The organism is Pseudomonas sp. H1_G08, assembly GCF_054681355.1.
Genome location: NZ_CP162822.1, coordinates 2,972,753 through 2,987,145, shown reverse-complemented (window position 1 = coordinate 2,987,145; position 14,393 = coordinate 2,972,753). Strand labels below are relative to the sequence as shown.

At 60.1% G+C, this 14,393-nt stretch carries 19 protein-coding genes; 10 read left to right on the top strand and 9 right to left on the bottom strand.

The window, feature by feature from the left end; all coding sequences use genetic code 11:
* Positions 1–107 precede the first annotated feature (107 nt).
* On the top strand, positions 108–389 hold the full coding sequence (locus tag AB4N85_RS13525; RefSeq protein ID WP_016770879.1) for a GNAT family N-acetyltransferase: 282 nt from the start codon (positions 108–110) through the stop codon (positions 387–389).
* Between the two features lie 60 nt (positions 390–449).
* On the opposite strand, the gene AB4N85_RS13520 is transcribed toward AB4N85_RS13525, so the two are convergent.
* The gene (locus AB4N85_RS13520) at positions 450–1,526 is read right to left on the bottom strand and encodes a 3-deoxy-7-phosphoheptulonate synthase (protein ID WP_016770878.1); all 1,077 of its coding nucleotides are present in this window, start codon (positions 1,524–1,526) and stop codon (positions 450–452) included.
* 129 nt (positions 1,527–1,655) lie between these two features.
* Entirely contained in the window at positions 1,656–2,099 is a 444-nt protein-coding gene (locus AB4N85_RS13515) for a PilZ domain-containing protein (protein ID WP_056788469.1), read from the bottom strand.
* Between AB4N85_RS13515 and AB4N85_RS13510 the strand changes: the two genes are divergently transcribed.
* From AB4N85_RS13510 to cysB, 5 genes are all read left to right on the top strand, one after another.
* Positions 2,098–2,484, top strand: coding sequence for a thioredoxin family protein (locus AB4N85_RS13510; protein ID WP_041478405.1), 387 nt, complete (start codon positions 2,098–2,100; stop codon positions 2,482–2,484). The genes AB4N85_RS13515 and AB4N85_RS13510 overlap by 2 nt on opposite strands.
* The gene (locus tag AB4N85_RS13505; RefSeq protein ID WP_460064699.1) at positions 2,481–3,437 is read left to right on the top strand and encodes a putative 2-dehydropantoate 2-reductase; all 957 of its coding nucleotides are present in this window, start codon (positions 2,481–2,483) and stop codon (positions 3,435–3,437) included. The genes AB4N85_RS13510 and AB4N85_RS13505 overlap by 4 nt, the downstream gene beginning before the upstream one ends.
* Positions 3,438–3,459: 22 nt before the next feature.
* Entirely contained in the window at positions 3,460–4,365 is a 906-nt protein-coding gene (locus tag AB4N85_RS13500; RefSeq protein WP_024013777.1) for a 5'-nucleotidase, read from the top strand.
* A 97-nt stretch (positions 4,366–4,462) separates the two neighbouring features.
* Positions 4,463–4,966 (top strand): universal stress protein, encoded by a 504-nt coding sequence (locus AB4N85_RS13495; protein WP_016770874.1) that lies wholly within the window; start codon positions 4,463–4,465, stop codon positions 4,964–4,966.
* 113 nt (positions 4,967–5,079) lie between these two features.
* Positions 5,080–6,054, top strand: a complete 975-nt coding sequence (gene cysB / locus AB4N85_RS13490; RefSeq protein ID WP_016770873.1) for an HTH-type transcriptional regulator CysB — start codon at positions 5,080–5,082, stop codon at positions 6,052–6,054.
* 9 nt (positions 6,055–6,063) lie between these two features.
* On the opposite strand, the gene AB4N85_RS13485 is transcribed toward cysB, so the two are convergent.
* Together AB4N85_RS13485 and AB4N85_RS13480 are read right to left on the bottom strand one after the other, a co-directional pair.
* Positions 6,064–6,546: a GreA/GreB family elongation factor gene (locus AB4N85_RS13485; protein WP_024013776.1), complete on the bottom strand. Its 483-nt coding sequence runs from the start codon at positions 6,544–6,546 to the stop codon at positions 6,064–6,066.
* 2 nt (positions 6,547–6,548) lie between these two features.
* Positions 6,549–6,962 (bottom strand): hypothetical protein, encoded by a 414-nt coding sequence (locus AB4N85_RS13480; protein WP_095182207.1) that lies wholly within the window; start codon positions 6,960–6,962, stop codon positions 6,549–6,551.
* Between the two features lie 125 nt (positions 6,963–7,087).
* Between AB4N85_RS13480 and earP the strand changes: the two genes are divergently transcribed.
* Positions 7,088–8,230: an elongation factor P maturation arginine rhamnosyltransferase EarP gene (earP, locus tag AB4N85_RS13475; protein WP_460064695.1), complete on the top strand. Its 1,143-nt coding sequence runs from the start codon at positions 7,088–7,090 to the stop codon at positions 8,228–8,230.
* Between the two features lie 48 nt (positions 8,231–8,278).
* Entirely contained in the window at positions 8,279–8,848 is a 570-nt protein-coding gene (locus tag AB4N85_RS13470) for an elongation factor P (RefSeq protein ID WP_003226785.1), read from the top strand.
* Between the two features lie 184 nt (positions 8,849–9,032).
* On the opposite strand, the gene AB4N85_RS13465 is transcribed toward AB4N85_RS13470, so the two are convergent.
* The 4 genes from AB4N85_RS13465 to AB4N85_RS13450 all read right to left on the bottom strand — a co-directional run bounded on the left by AB4N85_RS13465 (position 9,033) and on the right by AB4N85_RS13450 (position 12,317).
* Positions 9,033–10,043, bottom strand: coding sequence for an alpha/beta hydrolase (locus AB4N85_RS13465; RefSeq protein ID WP_041478416.1), 1,011 nt, complete (start codon positions 10,041–10,043; stop codon positions 9,033–9,035).
* Positions 10,044–10,080: 37 nt separating this feature from the next.
* Positions 10,081–10,500 carry an organic hydroperoxide resistance protein gene (locus tag AB4N85_RS13460; RefSeq protein WP_007940002.1) on the bottom strand — a complete coding sequence of 140 codons (420 nt, stop codon included), beginning with the start codon at positions 10,498–10,500 and terminating at the stop codon, positions 10,081–10,083.
* A gap of 329 nt (positions 10,501–10,829) precedes the next feature.
* On the bottom strand, positions 10,830–11,285 hold the full coding sequence (locus AB4N85_RS13455; RefSeq protein ID WP_323620453.1) for a MarR family winged helix-turn-helix transcriptional regulator: 456 nt from the start codon (positions 11,283–11,285) through the stop codon (positions 10,830–10,832).
* A gap of 75 nt (positions 11,286–11,360) precedes the next feature.
* Entirely contained in the window at positions 11,361–12,317 is a 957-nt protein-coding gene (locus tag AB4N85_RS13450) for a LysR family transcriptional regulator (RefSeq protein WP_016770867.1), read from the bottom strand.
* Positions 12,318–12,428: 111 nt separating this feature from the next.
* Here AB4N85_RS13450 and AB4N85_RS13445 point away from each other — a divergent pair, with 111 nt between their 5' ends.
* Positions 12,429–13,175 (top strand): sulfite exporter TauE/SafE family protein, encoded by a 747-nt coding sequence (locus AB4N85_RS13445; protein WP_221264894.1) that lies wholly within the window; start codon positions 12,429–12,431, stop codon positions 13,173–13,175.
* Here the strand turns inward: AB4N85_RS13445 and AB4N85_RS13440 are convergent.
* On the bottom strand, positions 13,165–14,019 hold the full coding sequence (locus AB4N85_RS13440) for a LysR substrate-binding domain-containing protein (RefSeq protein ID WP_174823892.1): 855 nt from the start codon (positions 14,017–14,019) through the stop codon (positions 13,165–13,167). The two genes, AB4N85_RS13445 and AB4N85_RS13440, sit on opposite strands and share 11 nt — an antisense overlap.
* 97 nt (positions 14,020–14,116) lie before the next feature.
* Between AB4N85_RS13440 and AB4N85_RS13435 the strand changes: the two genes are divergently transcribed.
* Positions 14,117–14,338, top strand: coding sequence for a DUF1127 domain-containing protein (locus AB4N85_RS13435; protein ID WP_024013770.1), 222 nt, complete (start codon positions 14,117–14,119; stop codon positions 14,336–14,338).
* Positions 14,339–14,393 lie beyond the last annotated feature (55 nt).

The following is a 14,393-nucleotide window of genomic DNA, read 5'->3' as shown; positions in this document are numbered from 1 at the left end:
TGTGGCTCTTCTCAGTGTCCATCAGGCACGGGGTGGCGTAGATGTTCCTTCGCCGGAAAAACATCGGTAAGGTAGGGGTCACAATTCAAGACCCGCGAGGAGTAGTGATGAGCGAGGCGTTGTCCATCCACCATGACCAGGCTGGTCATCAATTCGAGACCACTGTGGACGGTCATCGTGCTTACCTGACCTACATGGATCTGGGCAAGCAGACCCTGGATATCTATCGTACCTTCGTGCCCAACGCCCTGCGCGGCCGTGGCATTGCCGCAGCGCTGACTGAACGCGCGCTGCAATACGCCGAAGAAATGGGCTACACGGTGATCCCGTCATGCTCCTACGTCGAGCGCTACATGGAACGCCATCAGCGCCGCGCTGCGAAGATCTGAATCGCACACACAAAAACGCCGGACAATGTCCGGCGTTTTTTTATGCCCGCAAAACGCAGCTTACGTGCGCTGGCGTTTCGGCAATACGTCCTTGAGCTTGGCGTGCATGCTGCGCAAGGTGTTTTCGGTGGCGGACCAATCGATGCAGGCATCGGTGATCGACACGCCGTATTGCAGGTCGGCGAGATCCTTTGGAATCGCCTGGCAGCCCCAGTTCAGGTGGCTTTCAACCATCAGGCCGATGATCGACTGGTTGCCTTCAAGAATCTGGTTGGCGACGTTCTCCATCACCAGCGGTTGCAGGGCCGGGTCCTTGTTGGAGTTGGCGTGGCTGCAGTCGACCATGATGTTCGGCTTGATCTTCGCCTTGTTCAGCGCCTGCTCGCACAGGGCTACGCTGACCGAATCATAGTTCGGCTTGCCATTACCGCCGCGCAGCACCACGTGACCGTAGGCGTTGCCTTTGGTGGTGACGATCGACACGCCACCTTCCTGGTTGATGCCGAGGAAACGGTGCGGGCTGGACACCGACTGCAAGGCGTTGATCGCCACGGTCAGGCCGCCATCGGTGCCGTTCTTGAAGCCGACGGCCGAGGACAGGCCGGAAGCCATTTCGCGGTGAGTCTGCGATTCGGTGGTACGCGCGCCGATGGCCGACCAGCTGATCAGATCCTGCAGATACTGCGGGGAGATCGGGTCGAGGGCTTCGGTCGCGGTCGGCAGGCCTTTCTCGGCCAGGTCGAGCAGCAACTGACGACCGATGTGCAGACCGTCCTGGATCTTGAAAGAGTCGTCCAGATACGGATCGTTGATCAGACCTTTCCAGCCGACAGTGGTACGCGGCTTCTCGAAATACACACGCATGACCAGATACAGGGTGTCGGAGACTTCCTCGGCGAGTACCTTGAGGCGATCGGCGTATTCGTGGGCAGCCTTGATGTCGTGAATCGAGCACGGGCCGATCACGACGAACAGACGGTGGTCGGTGCCATCGAGAATGTTGCGAATGACTTCGCGGCCCTTGGTGACGGTGCGCAGGGCGGCGTCGCTCAGGGGGATATCACGCTTGAGCTGATCGGGAGTGATCAGGGTCTCGTTAGAGGCGACGTTTAGGTCGTTGATCGGTAAATCAGCCATCGTTTACTCGTCAGGTCACGGGTGCCGGCCGCCAGCGATCCCCGCGCGGCGGAGCACAGCAGATTTAGCGCGTCGGGGGAGCCGAACCTTAGCGCGTCAGAGGCGGCTCGACAATGGGCAAACTGTGCTTTAGTCCAGCGCTGGCTGCGCGAAAGCCTTGCGCAAGTTGTCGTGGGAGAACTCTTCGGCGTGCTCCTCGACCCATTGCAGGGCCAGCGCCTGACTATCCTGCAGGTCATCGTGGCTGTCCTGCATGCGCGAATAGCGTTCGATCTGACACACCTGCTCACCCATTCGCGCGCTGAACAGGGTCTGTTCGTCAGTGAAGGCGATGCCCACCAGATAGCCTTTTTTACGGCGCAGACACCAGGCCACGTAGCCCGGGCAACAGAAGTCGGCATTCAGCGTCGGCATGCGTACTTGCAGTGCAGTGCCGTGGCGCCAGGCGCGGTGGTAATTGCAAGCGATGCCGCCGAGGCTGATAGTGTGCAGCTGTTGTCTGGAAATGCATTCAGGCTTGAGTAACGTCAATTCAACCGGCACTTCGTCCGGATGAGGAATGAAACGTCCCATGAGCACAGACTCCCTGTGTCGGCCATCTGACATTGTTTCCCCCAGTATAGTGGTCGAATCCGAGCTGACCGACTTCGACGCCGACCAGCGGCTGCTGGCGATGCGCGGGGTTTCTCTGGTGATCTTCACCAGCGTCGGCTGTGCCAGTTGTCGTTATGCCCGCGAGGTGTTGCCGGGATTGCCGCTGGCTATCGATCGGCTGTGCTGGATTGACGCCGGCGACAATGGCGGGCTGGTCGAGCGTTATCAGGTGTTTCATTTGCCGGCGCTGTTTGTGGTGCGCGACGGCGAGTTCTTTGGCGCAGTGCACACACGTCTGACGGTTGATCAACTCAACCAGGCGGTGGCGCAATCGCTGAGTCGAATTGCAGAGGAGTTGCCATGAGCGAGACAGTCAGCAAGCCGGTGGTGGGGATTATCGGCACCGGTGCAATCGGCGGGTTCTACGGGGTGATGCTGGCGCGTGCCGGTTTCGACGTGCACTTTTTGTTGCGCAGCGAATTCTCGGCGGTGGCTGAGCGCGGTTTGCAGATCAACAGTGCGGTGCACGGGCCGTTGACGCTGCATCCGGCCAATGCCTATTCCGCTGCCGAAGACATGCCGCCCTGTGACTGGCTGCTGGTCGGCACCAAGACCACCAGCAACGCCGATCTGGCCCCGGCGATCATTCAAGCCGCTAAACCCGATGCAAAAGTGCTGTTGCTGCAAAACGGTCTGGATGTCGAAGACAGCCTGCGGCCGCTGTTGCCGGATTCGCTGCATCTGCTCGGTGGTCTGTGCCTGATCTGCGTGCACCGCGAGGGGCCGGGGCAGATTACCCATCAGGCCCTTGGCGCGGTGAATGTCGGTTATCACAGCGGCTCGGCCATTGATGAAGTAGCGCGCATGGCGATCGTCGAAGAGGGAGCCGGACTGTTCCGTGCCGCCGGCATCGACTCGCAGGCGATGGCCAACCTGCATCAGGCGCGCTGGCAGAAACTGGTGTGGAATATTCCCTATAACGGCCTTTCGGTGTTGCTCGGCGCGGGAACCGAAGCGCTGATGGCTGATGCTGACAGCCGCGTGTCGATTCAGGCACTGATGGCGGAAGTGGTGCTGGGCGCCAAGGCCTGTGGATACGAGATCCCGCCCGGTTACGCCGAGTACCTGTTCACCATGACCGAGAAAATGCCCGATTACTGGCCGAGCATGTACCACGACTTTGCACACAAACGCCCGCTGGAGCTGGAGGCGATTTACGCCCGGCCACTGGCGGCGGCGAACGCGGCGGGCTGCGAGTTGCCGCGCATCGAGGCGCTGTATCGCCATTTGGGTTTTATCGACCGACGCAATACCTGAGTCGGTTGTTCTGGGGGAAGGCATGGCCAATAACATCGATGACAAACTGGTGCTGGCGATTTCCTCGCGCGCCTTGTTCGACCTGAGCGAAAGCCACAAGGTCTACCTGTCGAGCGGCGTCGAAGCCTATCGGCAATATCAGATCGAGCACGAAGACGAAATCCTCGCGCCGGGCGATGCGTTCCCGCTGGTGGAAAAACTCCTGAGTCTGAACAGCCGCCTCGGTCGCGCGCGGGTCGAGGTGATTCTGGTTTCCCGTAACAGCGCCGACACCGGGCTGCGCGTGTTCAATTCGATTCATCATTACGGCCTGGCGATTTCTCGTGCGGCGTTCGTCGGTGGGCGCAGTCCGTACCCTTATCTGAAAGCGTTTGGCTGCGACCTGTTTCTCTCGACTCACGCCGAAGACGTGCGTGCCGCGCTGGACGCCGGGTTCGCCGCCGCCACGATTCTGTCCGGTGGCGCGAGCCGTGCGGCCAGTGATGAATTGCGTATCGCCTTCGACGGTGACGCGGTGATCTTCTCGGACGAGTCCGAGCGCGTTTATCAGTCCGGCGGCCTGGAAGCGTTTCAGGCCAAGGAACGCGAATCGGCACGCGAGCCTTTGCGCGGTGGGCCGTTCAAGGGCTTTCTGGCAGCGCTCAATCTGTTGCAGCGCGAGTTTCCCGATGACGATTGCCCGATCCGCACCGCGCTGGTGACTGCGCGTTCGGCGCCGGCCCATGAGCGAGTGATTCGCACCTTGCGGGAATGGGATATCCGCCTCGATGAATCGCTGTTTCTCGGTGGCCTGACCAAATCGGCGTTCCTCGAAGCCTTCGCCGCTGACGTGTTCTTCGATGACCAGACCGGTCATTGCGAGCTGGCTCGCGAAGTGGTCGCCACCGGCCACGTGCCCCATGGCATCAGCAACGAACCGCCGATCTAGAGCCTTTTCATTCAGGACGTTGCGTCGCACGTCGTACTCGCCAAGGCACTGCTAAGCTGAATCAATCTCCGCCATCGTTGGCTCGCGAGGAGGTCCCATGATTCGCTCAATGCTGTATGCCACCGACCTCGGTCTGTACGCACCGTTCGTGATGCAGCATGCCCTGGCCTTGGCGCGCACCTTCAATGCCGATTTGTATGTAGTACACGCGGTGGAACCCATGGGCCTGTTTGCCGAGTCGGTGCTGCAAAGCTATCTCGACGAACAGGCATTGAACGAATTCCATAGTCAGGGTCTGAAAACAGTCATTGCCAATATCGAACAACGGGTGCTCGACAGCTTTCGTGAAGAACTGGGGGACGACGGCGAACAGGATCTGCAGCGCATTCGGGCGGTGCGCGTGCTGCAGGGTGATCCGTCGCAGGTGATTCTCGACCAGGTGCACAAGCTCTCGGTCGATCTGCTGATCGTCGGCAGTCACAGCCATGGCGTCGGCGCGGAAACGCCGTTGGGGCGCACGGCGGCGCGGGTCCTGCAGCTGGCCAAGGTGCCGGTCTATCTGGTGCCGCTGATGGAGCGCCGGCGGCGGGAGGATCGTTGAAGCAGGAATAATGGCGTTTTGATAAAAAAGTTCTAGATTTATTCTTCGAACCATTAATATAGTTATATACCGTCGCTGATGCCCGTGGCGTCTACCTGCTTTGAGGGATTGATATGAAGCTTCAACAACTGCGCTACATCTGGGAAGTGGCGCACCACGACCTCAACGTTTCCGCTACCGCTCAAAGCCTGTACACCTCGCAACCGGGCATCAGTAAGCAGATCCGCCTGCTGGAAGACGAGCTGGGCGTCGAAGTCTTCGCCCGCAGCGGCAAGCACCTGACCCGCGTCACCCCGGCCGGCGAGCGCATCATCACCACCGCCGGCGAGATTCTGCGCAAAGTCGAAAGCATCAAGCAGATTGCCCAGGAATTCTCCAACGAGAAAAAGGGCACGCTATCGATCGCCACCACCCACACCCAGGCGCGTTATGCGCTGCCGCCGGTGATCAGCAATTTCATCAAGCAATACCCGGACGTGGCCCTGCACATGCATCAGGGCTCGCCGATGCAGATCGCCGAAATGGCCGCTGACGGCACCGTCGATTTTGCCATTGCCACTGAAGCGCTGGAGCTGTTCGGCGATCTGGTGATGATGCCGTGCTACCGCTGGAACCGCTGCGTGGTCGTACCCCATGGCCACCCGCTGACCAAGCTGCCGAAGCTGACCCTCGAAGCGCTGGCCGAATACCCGATTGTTACTTACGTGTTCGGTTTCACCGGCCGTTCCAAGCTCGATGAAGCCTTCAGCCATCGTGGCCTGACGCCGAAAGTGGTGTTCACCGCTGCTGACGCCGACGTGATCAAAACCTACGTGCGTCTGGGTCTGGGCGTGGGCATCGTGGCTAAAATGGCCGTCGATACCAAACTCGATAACGACCTGGTGGTGCTGGATGCCAGCGAGCTGTTCGAATCGAGCATCACCAAGATCGGTTTCCGTCGCGGCACTTTCCTGCGTGGCTTCATGTGCGACTTCATCGAGAAATTCGCCCCGCACCTGACCCGCGAAGTCATGGCCAAGGCCATTCAGTGCCACAACAAGCAAGAGCTGGAAGAACTGTTCGACGGCGTCGAACTGCCCGTTCACTAAGCACCCGCTTCAGAGCACCTCGGTGACAGCAAATTGTTGCCGGGTGCCCGCCACCAGAATCTCCACCTCATCGCCCGCGAACTTGCCCAGCAGACTTTTGCCCAGCGGCGAGCGTGGGGTGATGACGGTGATCGGCTGACCCACCACGTCGACTTTCAACCCCGCCGCATCGGGCGCTAGAAACAGCCATTGCTCGCGACCCTTTTCGTCCTCCAGGCCGAGCAGGGCGCCGACTTCGATGCCGCGGTTTTCGTCGTAGGCACGCAACGTCAGGTTCTGGCACAGCGCTAATGACTGACGAATCTCCTCAACCCGTTTCGCCTGACCCGCCGCCAGATATGACGCTTCCAGCCCCAGCGTGTCGTACTTGTTTTCGGCGATGTTTTCTTCGTGGGTCGCGGTTTCGTAAGCGGTTTGCGCAGCGCGTTCGGCGATGTCGAGGTCGATGCGCAGCTTGTCGAGAATCAACTGGTGGACGCTGTGTTTGTTCATGATCAATCGCAGAATTGCAAAACGTTGGCGCGGCTCTTTTCGGTCGGCGCGGTCTGGTCCTGCTGCAGCCAGAACTGGCATTTCGGATTGGACGCATTACGCGAATTGGCGCGCGCCTGATCCAGTCGGGCCTGCTGTTCATTCTTGCGCAGGTTTTCTTCGTACTGTTGGAACAGCGGCGTTGGCGGCGGTGCGACGTCCGGCTGTGGCTCGACTGCAACTGGCGGATTGGCCAATTGCTGCACCGCTTGAGCCAGCGGGGCCAATTGCTCGGGAAAGATGAAGCGCGATAGCAGCCAGCAGGTCAGCGCAATCGCCAGGAACCCCAGCCACAGGCCCAGCGCAATGCTGCCGGTCAGATGCAGCGCGCTAAGCTGAACAGGCAAGGGACGACGCGGATTCGGACGGTAGGGCATGGCGGCCTCCTGGCGGATGGTTGCGGGCAAGTGGCGATTGTCGCACGAAGATTAATCGCCGTCGGCTCTTCTGCGCGAGCGCATTTATGCGGACAATCGAGGTCTTTTGCCAACGGGAGAACGGCATGCCTGAAGCGAAACCCCGCTGGGACATTTTCTGCACCGTGGTCGATAACTTCGGTGACATCGGCGTGACCTGGCGCCTGGCCCGGCAACTGGTGGCCGAACATGCCTTGCCGGTGCGTCTGTGGGTGGATGATCTGCGCGCGTTCGAGCGCCTCTGTCCTGAGATCGATGTCGATCTCGCGCAGCAATGGCAGCAGGGCGTCGAGGTGCGTCAGTGGCCGAGCGAATGGCCGCACGCCGAGGCGGCCGACGTAGTCATCGCCGCCTTCGCCTGTCAGTTGCCCACTGATTACATGGACAGCATGGCTGCGCGGGAAACGCGGCCGCTGTGGCTCAACCTCGATTATCTCAGCGCCGAAGACTGGGTCACCGGCTGCCATGGCTTGCCGTCGGTGAAATACAAATCGGTGCAGAAGTTCTTCTTCTTTCCGGGCTTCAAGCCGGGCACCGGTGGCCTGCTGCGCGAATGCGGACTGCTCGAACAGCGTCGGCAGTTTCAGCAGGATCGGCCGGCTCAGCAACATTTCCTGCAAGACCTGGGTATTGATCCCGCGCCCGATGCGCAACTGATCTCGCTGTTTGCTTATGAAAATGCCGGGTTGGCCAGTTGGCTGGATGTGCTGGCGGCCGACGCACAGGCGACTCACCTGCTGGTGCCGGAAGGGCGGATTCTCGGCGATGTGGCGCGCTGGCTGGGCGTGGAAACCCTGACGGTCGGCGCGATTCATGTGCGCGAGTCCCTGACCGTGCAAGTGCTGCCGTTCGTCCGTCAGGATCAATACGACCACCTGCTCTGGTGTTGCGATTTCAACGCGGTGCGCGGTGAAGACTCATTCGTGCGCGCGCAATGGGCGGGGCGGCCGATGCTCTGGCACATCTATCAGCAGGACGATGACATCCATCTGGACAAGCTCGACGCTTTCCTCGCGCTCTACACTCACGGCCTTTCGCCCGCTGCGGCGCAGGCGATGAACGGTCTGTGGCGAGCGTGGAGCGCCGGGCAACCGATCGGCGAGCACTGGCTGGCGGTGCGAAATCATTGGCCGGAACTCGAGGAAAATGCCGAGGCATGGTGCCTGGAACAGGCCTTGCAGGCGGATCTTGCCACGGCGCTGGTACAGTTTTATGTAAATTGGATATGATACGCGGCCTAGATTTTTGTAAATCCCATCCAAATTCGGATATTCGCAATGAAAACTGGTAAAGAACTCAAACCCGGTACCGTGATCCGTATCGACAACGATCCTTGGCTGGTTCAGAAAGCTGAATTCACCAAGTCGGGCCGTAACAGCGCGATCATGAAGACCAAGCTGAAGAACCTGCTGACCGGTTACAAGACCGAAACCGTTTACGGTGCGGACGACAAACTGGACGACGTGATCCTGGATCGTAAAGAAGCCACCCTGTCGTTCATCAGCGGTGACACTTACACGTTCATGGACACCACTGACTACACCATGTACGAGCTGAACGCCGAAGACATCGAAAGCGTTCTGCCTTTCGTTGAAGAAGGCATGACCGACGTTTGCGAAGCCGTGTTCTTCGAAGAGCGTCTGGTTTCCGTAGAGCTGCCGACCACCATCGTGCGTCAGGTTGACTACACCGAAGGCTCCGCTCGCGGTGACACTTCCGGCAAGGTGATGAAGCCTGCCAAACTGAAGAACGGTACCGAGCTGTCGGTTGCCGACTTCATCGAAATCGGCGACATGATCGAGATCGATACCCGCGAAGGCGGTTCCTACAAAGGCCGTGCGAAATAAGCACTGCTTTTTGCGGAAAGAAAAAACCCGACCATTGAGTCGGGTTTTTTTGTGCCTGCGCTTTGAGTTTCACACCTGTCCCATGTGGGAGCGAGCCTGCTCGCGAATGCGGTGTGTCATTCAATGAAGCGCTGTCTGACGGGACGCTTTCGCGAGCAGGCTCGCTCCCACAATGGGACTGTGGTTACTTCAAGTGTTGCTTCAGTTCTTCAGACGCCTGCAACATCGCCGAACGCACCGCAGGCACTTGGCTGACCACGTTGAGCAAACCGTAATCGTGGATCATGCCGTTGAACCGCACCGACGTTACCGGTACTCCGGCCTCATCGAGTTTGCGCGCATAGGCTTCGCCTTCGTCACGCAGCACGTCGGCGCTGGCAGTCTGCACCAGTGCAGGTGGCAGGCCTTTGAGCTGTGCGGTAGTAGCGCGCAGCGGTGAAGCGTAGATCTCGTTGCGCTGTTTGGCGTCGGTGGTGTAGTTGTCCCAGAACCACTTCATCATGTTGCGGGTGAGGAAGTGTCCTTCGGCGTACTGGTTGTACGAACCGGTGTCGAAGTTGGCATCGGTCACCGGCCACAGCAGTACCTGGAATTTGATCGCCGGGGTGCCCTTGTCCTTGGCCATCAGTGCAACCACTGCGGCCATGTTGCCGCCGACGCTGTTGCCGGCCACGGCCAGGCGCTTGCCATCGACGTTGATCTCTTTGCCGTGTTCCGCCACCCATTTGGTCGCAGCGTAGGCCTGGTTGATCGCCACCGGGTAATGCGCTTCCGGCGAAGGGGTGTAGTTGACGAAAACCGCCGCCGCCCCCGAACCGACCACCAGATCGCGCACCAGACGTTCGTGAGTCGGGAAGTCCCCCAGCACCCAGCCGCCGCCGTGGAAGAACATGAACACCGGCAGCTCACCCTTGACCCCGGCCGGCCGGACGATGGTCAGGCTCAGCGGTTGACCATCGACCTGCACCGTTTTCTCGCTGACATCGGCTTTGGGCAACGTCAACTTGACCCCGGACTGCGCGCCGACCAGCACGGCGCGGGCATCCTTGGGCGACAGCTGCTCGATCGGCTTGCCGCTGCCTGAGTTCAGCGCATCGAGAAATGCCTGGGTGTTGTGTTCGACATCACCGGCGAAAGCGCTGTGTACCGACAGGGCGAGAAGGGTACCGGTCAAGACTTTGCTGAAAGTGTTCATGTTCATTTTTCCTTGTTCGGGCCGGGGGCTTGAGTGATTACACAGTCACGTGCAGACGGACATCGACGTTGCCACGGGTGGCGTTGGAGTACGGGCAGACCTGGTGAGCGGCGTCGACCAGCGACTGCGCATCGGCTTGTTCCAGGCCTGGCAGACTGATGTGCAAATCGATGTCCAGACCGAAACCGCCAGGGATCTGGCCGATGCCGACGTGCGCGGTAATCGACGCGTCGTCAGGAATCTTGCGCTTGGTCTGGCTGGCGACGAACTTCAGCGCGCCGATGAAGCAGGCCGAGTAACCGGCAGCGAACAGTTGCTCAGGGTTGGTCGCCGCGCCGCCAGCACCGCCGAGTTCTTTCGGGGTGGCCAGTTTGACGTCCAGTACGTTGTCGCTGGAGATCGCACGACCGTCACGGCCGCCAGTGGAAGTTGCGATTGCGGTGTAGAGAGTTTGCATGGTGTGAGCCTCATGGGTTGTGGTTTTGTGCGCTAATTGTTTGCGCGCTAAGTAGGTGTGAAGAGAATGTATAGCGCTAATGTTTAGTGCGCAAGATAAATTTTTAATAAAAATCGCGTTTTGCTCAAGGGCATAGCGTGGAAGGGGCGGGTAAGGCCTGATTTAGAGCGCTTGACGAGGGAATTCAGGCGGGACAAATATTTTTGTTGGCGCTGAAATCAGTGTGGGAGCGAGCCTGCTCGCGAAGGCGTCGTGTCAGCCGAGACACGTTTTGACTGATCAATTGCCTTCGCGAGCAGGCTCGCTCCCACAGGGGGATGTAGCGGGGCTTAATTCAGGCTGTCTTGCAGATGTCCGCGCAGCGCTTGCAGCTCGCCCTGCAATTTCTGCAGACGTTCAAGGGTGAAGCCACTGGCGCCGAGAATGCACTGTGGCACGGTCTGCGCCTTGTCGCGCAAGGCTCGGCCCGCTGCGGTCAGTTCGACAATCACCACCCGCTCATCTTCGCGACTGCGGGTGCGGCTGAGCAGGCCTTCGGCTTCCAGGCGTTTGAGCAATGGCGTCAGCGATCCCGGATCGGTCAGCAGGCGTGCGCTGATTTCTCCGACAGTCAGACCGTCCTTCTCCCACAGCACCATCATCGCCAGATATTGCGGATAGGTCAGGCCCAGCGCCTGCAACAGCGGCTTGTAGACCTTGGTCATCATCAGCGAGGTCGAGTGCAGGGCGAAGCACGCCTGATTGTCGAGCAGAAGGTCGTCGCAGTTGTCGCGTTCGGAAGTCATGTCAAAGCCTTGATCGTTGATCGTTTTTTAATCTAGCGCTCGAATCTTTAAGGCGCCAGATAAATATGTCCGGCCTCAGTGCCGGGCGAATTGCCGTTGCAACGCCAGATCCCACGGCGGCACCGGACTGAAGCGGGTTTTCAGATATTCCAGCAATAACCGACTGCGCGAATGGACCTGCTGTTCCATGCGCAGCGCGTAAATGCCGGTGGACTCCGGCGGAGGCAGGCCATTTTCGCAGAACAGTGGCACCAGTTCGCCACGCAGCAGGTATTCGCTGGCCAGCCAGGTCGGCAAGTGTGCGACGCCCAGACCCGCCGCCGCGCCACACGCCAGAGCTTCGGCATTGTTGGCGCTCAGACGTACGCGCGATGGCCGGTGCAATTGCATTTGCCCGTCCACTTCGAATTTCCAGGCAAACGGCGGCGCAAGGCCTTCCCAGTCGAGCCCGTCGTGTTCACTCAACTGCGCCGGATGCTCGGGCACACCACGCTGCTTGAGATAGTCAGGGCTGGCACAGGCGACGCGGACCATGCTCGCCAATGGCGTGGCGACCAGGCGCGAGTCAGCCAACTGGCCGGTACGCAGCACCAGATCGACCTTGCCCAGGCTGCTGCCGGCCATGTCGCTGAAGCTGTCGATCAGGTGCATCTGCACATCGAGTCCCGGATACAGCAGGAGAAAATCGGCAATTACCGGCGCCAGATGTCGCCGCCCGAAAGCTGCTGGCGCATCGATGCGGATCAGGCCTTCCGGTGCGCTGCTCAACGACACCGCTTCGGCACGTGCCAGTTGCAACTCGGCGATGATCCGTCGCGCCCGTTCGGCGAAGGCCAGACCGGCCGAAGTCGGCAGCACGGCGTGGGTGCTGCGCACGAACAGCTGACTGCCGACGGCACTTTCCAGGCTGTCGATGCGCCGCGCCACGGCGGATGGGGTCAGCGGATGGCGGCGCGAAGCGGCAGAAAAGCTGCCACTTTCCAGCACATCGAGAAACAGGCCGAGCTGATCGGTCAATTGGTTGGGATTCATGGAAACCACGCTTGTGCAAAATCGGCATAGCCATTGTGCGTTGCTATGCGTTTCCCCGCTAGGCGCGAGTGCGTAGCATTGGCCGCCTGTCGTTAGAGGATTACCGTTGTGATGGATTTTCTGTTGTACCTGCTGTTCGGCGCCGCCCTTGGCACATTGGGCGGGATCTTTGGCATTGGCGGTGGCTTGATTGCGATCCCGTTGCTTGGCGTGTGGTTTGGGCTTGATCAGCAGATCGCCCAAGGCACGGCGCTGGTGATGGTGGTACCGAACGTGATGCTGGCGCTGTGGCGTTATCACCAGCGCAATCGCATCGAATTGCGCCATGCGCTGCCGCTGGCGGTGATGGGTTTCTGCTTTGCCTGGCTCGGCTCGATCTGGGCGGTGGGCATCGATGCGCAGACCATGCGCATCGGCTTTGTCGCCTTTCTGGTGGCGCTGTCGGCCTACAACCTGTTGAAGATGTTCGGCCCGCGCCCAGCGCCGACTGCCGAGATGCGCTATTCGTGGCCTTGGCTGGGCGTGCTCGGCGCCGCCTCGGGGACCATGGGCGGTCTGTTCGGCGTCGGCGGCGCGGTGGTGGCGACGCCGGTGCTGACCAGCCTGTTCGGCACCAGCCAAGTGGTCGCTCAGGGCTTGTCGCTGGCGCTGGCCCTGCCGAGCACTGGTGTAACCCTGGTGACCTACGCCGTGCACCATGAAGTCGACTGGATGATCGGTCTGCCTCTGGCGGTCGGTGGTCTGCTCAGCATCAGTTGGGGCGTGAAAGTTGCCCACGCCATGCCGGAAAAAATTCTGCGTGGGCTGTTTTGCGGCTTCCTCGTGCTGTGTGCGGTGATGCTCGCGTTTAAAGTTTGAAGCCCTCGACAATGTGCTCGGCCAGGCACTCGGTGATCGGCGACGGGTTGTTAAGATTGCGGATCAGCATGATGCTCGCCTCGGGCAGCAGCGGCAGGTCTTCGGCGGCGCCAAGGATGCGCATGTCCGGGGTGATCAGACTCTCCAGTTGCGCGGTGATCGCCAGCCCTGCGCTGACCACAGCCATCAGCGCCGACAGGCTGCTGCTGTTGTAGGCGATGCGGTAATCGCGGCCCATCGCGTCCAGCGCATTGCACGCCCACAAGCGGCAGAAACAATCACTGTTGAACATCGCCAGGGGCAGCGGCGTCTGTTCGTGGGCGCTGAAGTTCTGCGCCTCGGCCCAGACAAAGCGCTCCTTGCGCAGCAACTGGCCGATCTCGTTGCCCGGCTCACGGGTGACGATCGACAAGTCCAGATCAGTGCGCTGCAACAGTTGTTTGGTCGATTCGCAATGCACTTCGATCTGGATCAGCGGATAGAACTGCGCGAACCGCGACAGGATCCCCGGCAGAAAACGCATCACATAATCATCCGGCGTACCGATGCGCACGGTGCCGACCATGTGCGGCTCGCGCAGGGTGTTGAACACCTCACTGTGCAGTTTGAGGATGCGCCGTGCATAACCGAGCAGCACCTGGCCTTCGGCCGTCAAGCGCACCTGGCGCCCATCACGCTCGAACAGCTGGCGCTGCAACACGTCTTCTTCCAAGCGTTTCATCTGCATGCTCACCGCCGACTGGGTGCGGTTGACCATCTCGCCAGCACGGGTGAAACCGCCCTGATCGGCAATCGCGACAAAGGTGCGCAGGACATCGGTATCGATACTGGGGTAGGCGGACAATTGATGAATCTCCGTGATGCATGCCATCAGAAACATTCGTTGGATTGATCTTAGCGCCGGCGCGAGACTTGAGCCATCCACAAAAGGAGGCAAGACGATGAAAGGTCAAAGAGAGTATGCAAGCGAAGAACAGCTGTCCGGCCACGGCCATATCGTGTCCGATCTGCTGCACAAATTCAGCCGCTGGTATGAGCTGCATCGTGAACGGGAAATGCTCGCCGGGCTCAGCGACGAAGCGCTGAAGGACATCGGCATCAGCCGCGCCGATGTGGAGCATGAAACCGTGCGGCCGTTCTGGGACGACCCGATGCATAAATGATGAGGCTATCGCTACACAAACCCCTTTCAGGTGAGGTAGGTTGCGAGCAGACATG

Bases quoted from the DNA above. Each gene is read 5' to 3' on its own strand.
- AB4N85_RS13455 (WP_323620453.1), bottom strand. From the start codon at position 11,285: ATGACTTCCGAACGCGACAACTGCGACGACCTTCTGCTCGACAATCAG.
- cysB (WP_016770873.1), top strand. From the start codon at position 5,080: ATGAAGCTTCAACAACTGCGCTACATCTGGGAAGTGGCGCACCACGAC.
- AB4N85_RS13525 (WP_016770879.1), top strand. From the start codon at position 108: ATGAGCGAGGCGTTGTCCATCCACCATGACCAGGCTGGTCATCAATTC.
- AB4N85_RS13495 (WP_016770874.1), top strand. From the start codon at position 4,463: ATGATTCGCTCAATGCTGTATGCCACCGACCTCGGTCTGTACGCACCG.
- AB4N85_RS13515 (WP_056788469.1), bottom strand. From the start codon at position 2,099: ATGGGACGTTTCATTCCTCATCCGGACGAAGTGCCGGTTGAATTGACG.
- AB4N85_RS13510 (WP_041478405.1), top strand. From the start codon at position 2,098: ATGAGCACAGACTCCCTGTGTCGGCCATCTGACATTGTTTCCCCCAGT.
- AB4N85_RS13465 (WP_041478416.1), bottom strand. From the start codon at position 10,043: ATGAACACTTTCAGCAAAGTCTTGACCGGTACCCTTCTCGCCCTGTCG.
- AB4N85_RS13520 (WP_016770878.1), bottom strand. From the start codon at position 1,526: ATGGCTGATTTACCGATCAACGACCTAAACGTCGCCTCTAACGAGACC.
- AB4N85_RS13485 (WP_024013776.1), bottom strand. From the start codon at position 6,546: ATGAACAAACACAGCGTCCACCAGTTGATTCTCGACAAGCTGCGCATC.
- AB4N85_RS13480 (WP_095182207.1), bottom strand. From the start codon at position 6,962: ATGCCCTACCGTCCGAATCCGCGTCGTCCCTTGCCTGTTCAGCTTAGC.
- AB4N85_RS13445 (WP_221264894.1), top strand. From the start codon at position 12,429: ATGGATTTTCTGTTGTACCTGCTGTTCGGCGCCGCCCTTGGCACATTG.
- AB4N85_RS13460 (WP_007940002.1), bottom strand. From the start codon at position 10,500: ATGCAAACTCTCTACACCGCAATCGCAACTTCCACTGGCGGCCGTGAC.
- AB4N85_RS13450 (WP_016770867.1), bottom strand. From the start codon at position 12,317: ATGAATCCCAACCAATTGACCGATCAGCTCGGCCTGTTTCTCGATGTG.
- AB4N85_RS13470 (WP_003226785.1), top strand. From the start codon at position 8,279: ATGAAAACTGGTAAAGAACTCAAACCCGGTACCGTGATCCGTATCGAC.
- AB4N85_RS13500 (WP_024013777.1), top strand. From the start codon at position 3,460: ATGGCCAATAACATCGATGACAAACTGGTGCTGGCGATTTCCTCGCGC.
- AB4N85_RS13505 (WP_460064699.1), top strand. From the start codon at position 2,481: ATGAGCGAGACAGTCAGCAAGCCGGTGGTGGGGATTATCGGCACCGGT.
- earP (WP_460064695.1), top strand. From the start codon at position 7,088: ATGCCTGAAGCGAAACCCCGCTGGGACATTTTCTGCACCGTGGTCGAT.
- AB4N85_RS13435 (WP_024013770.1), top strand. From the start codon at position 14,117: ATGAAAGGTCAAAGAGAGTATGCAAGCGAAGAACAGCTGTCCGGCCAC.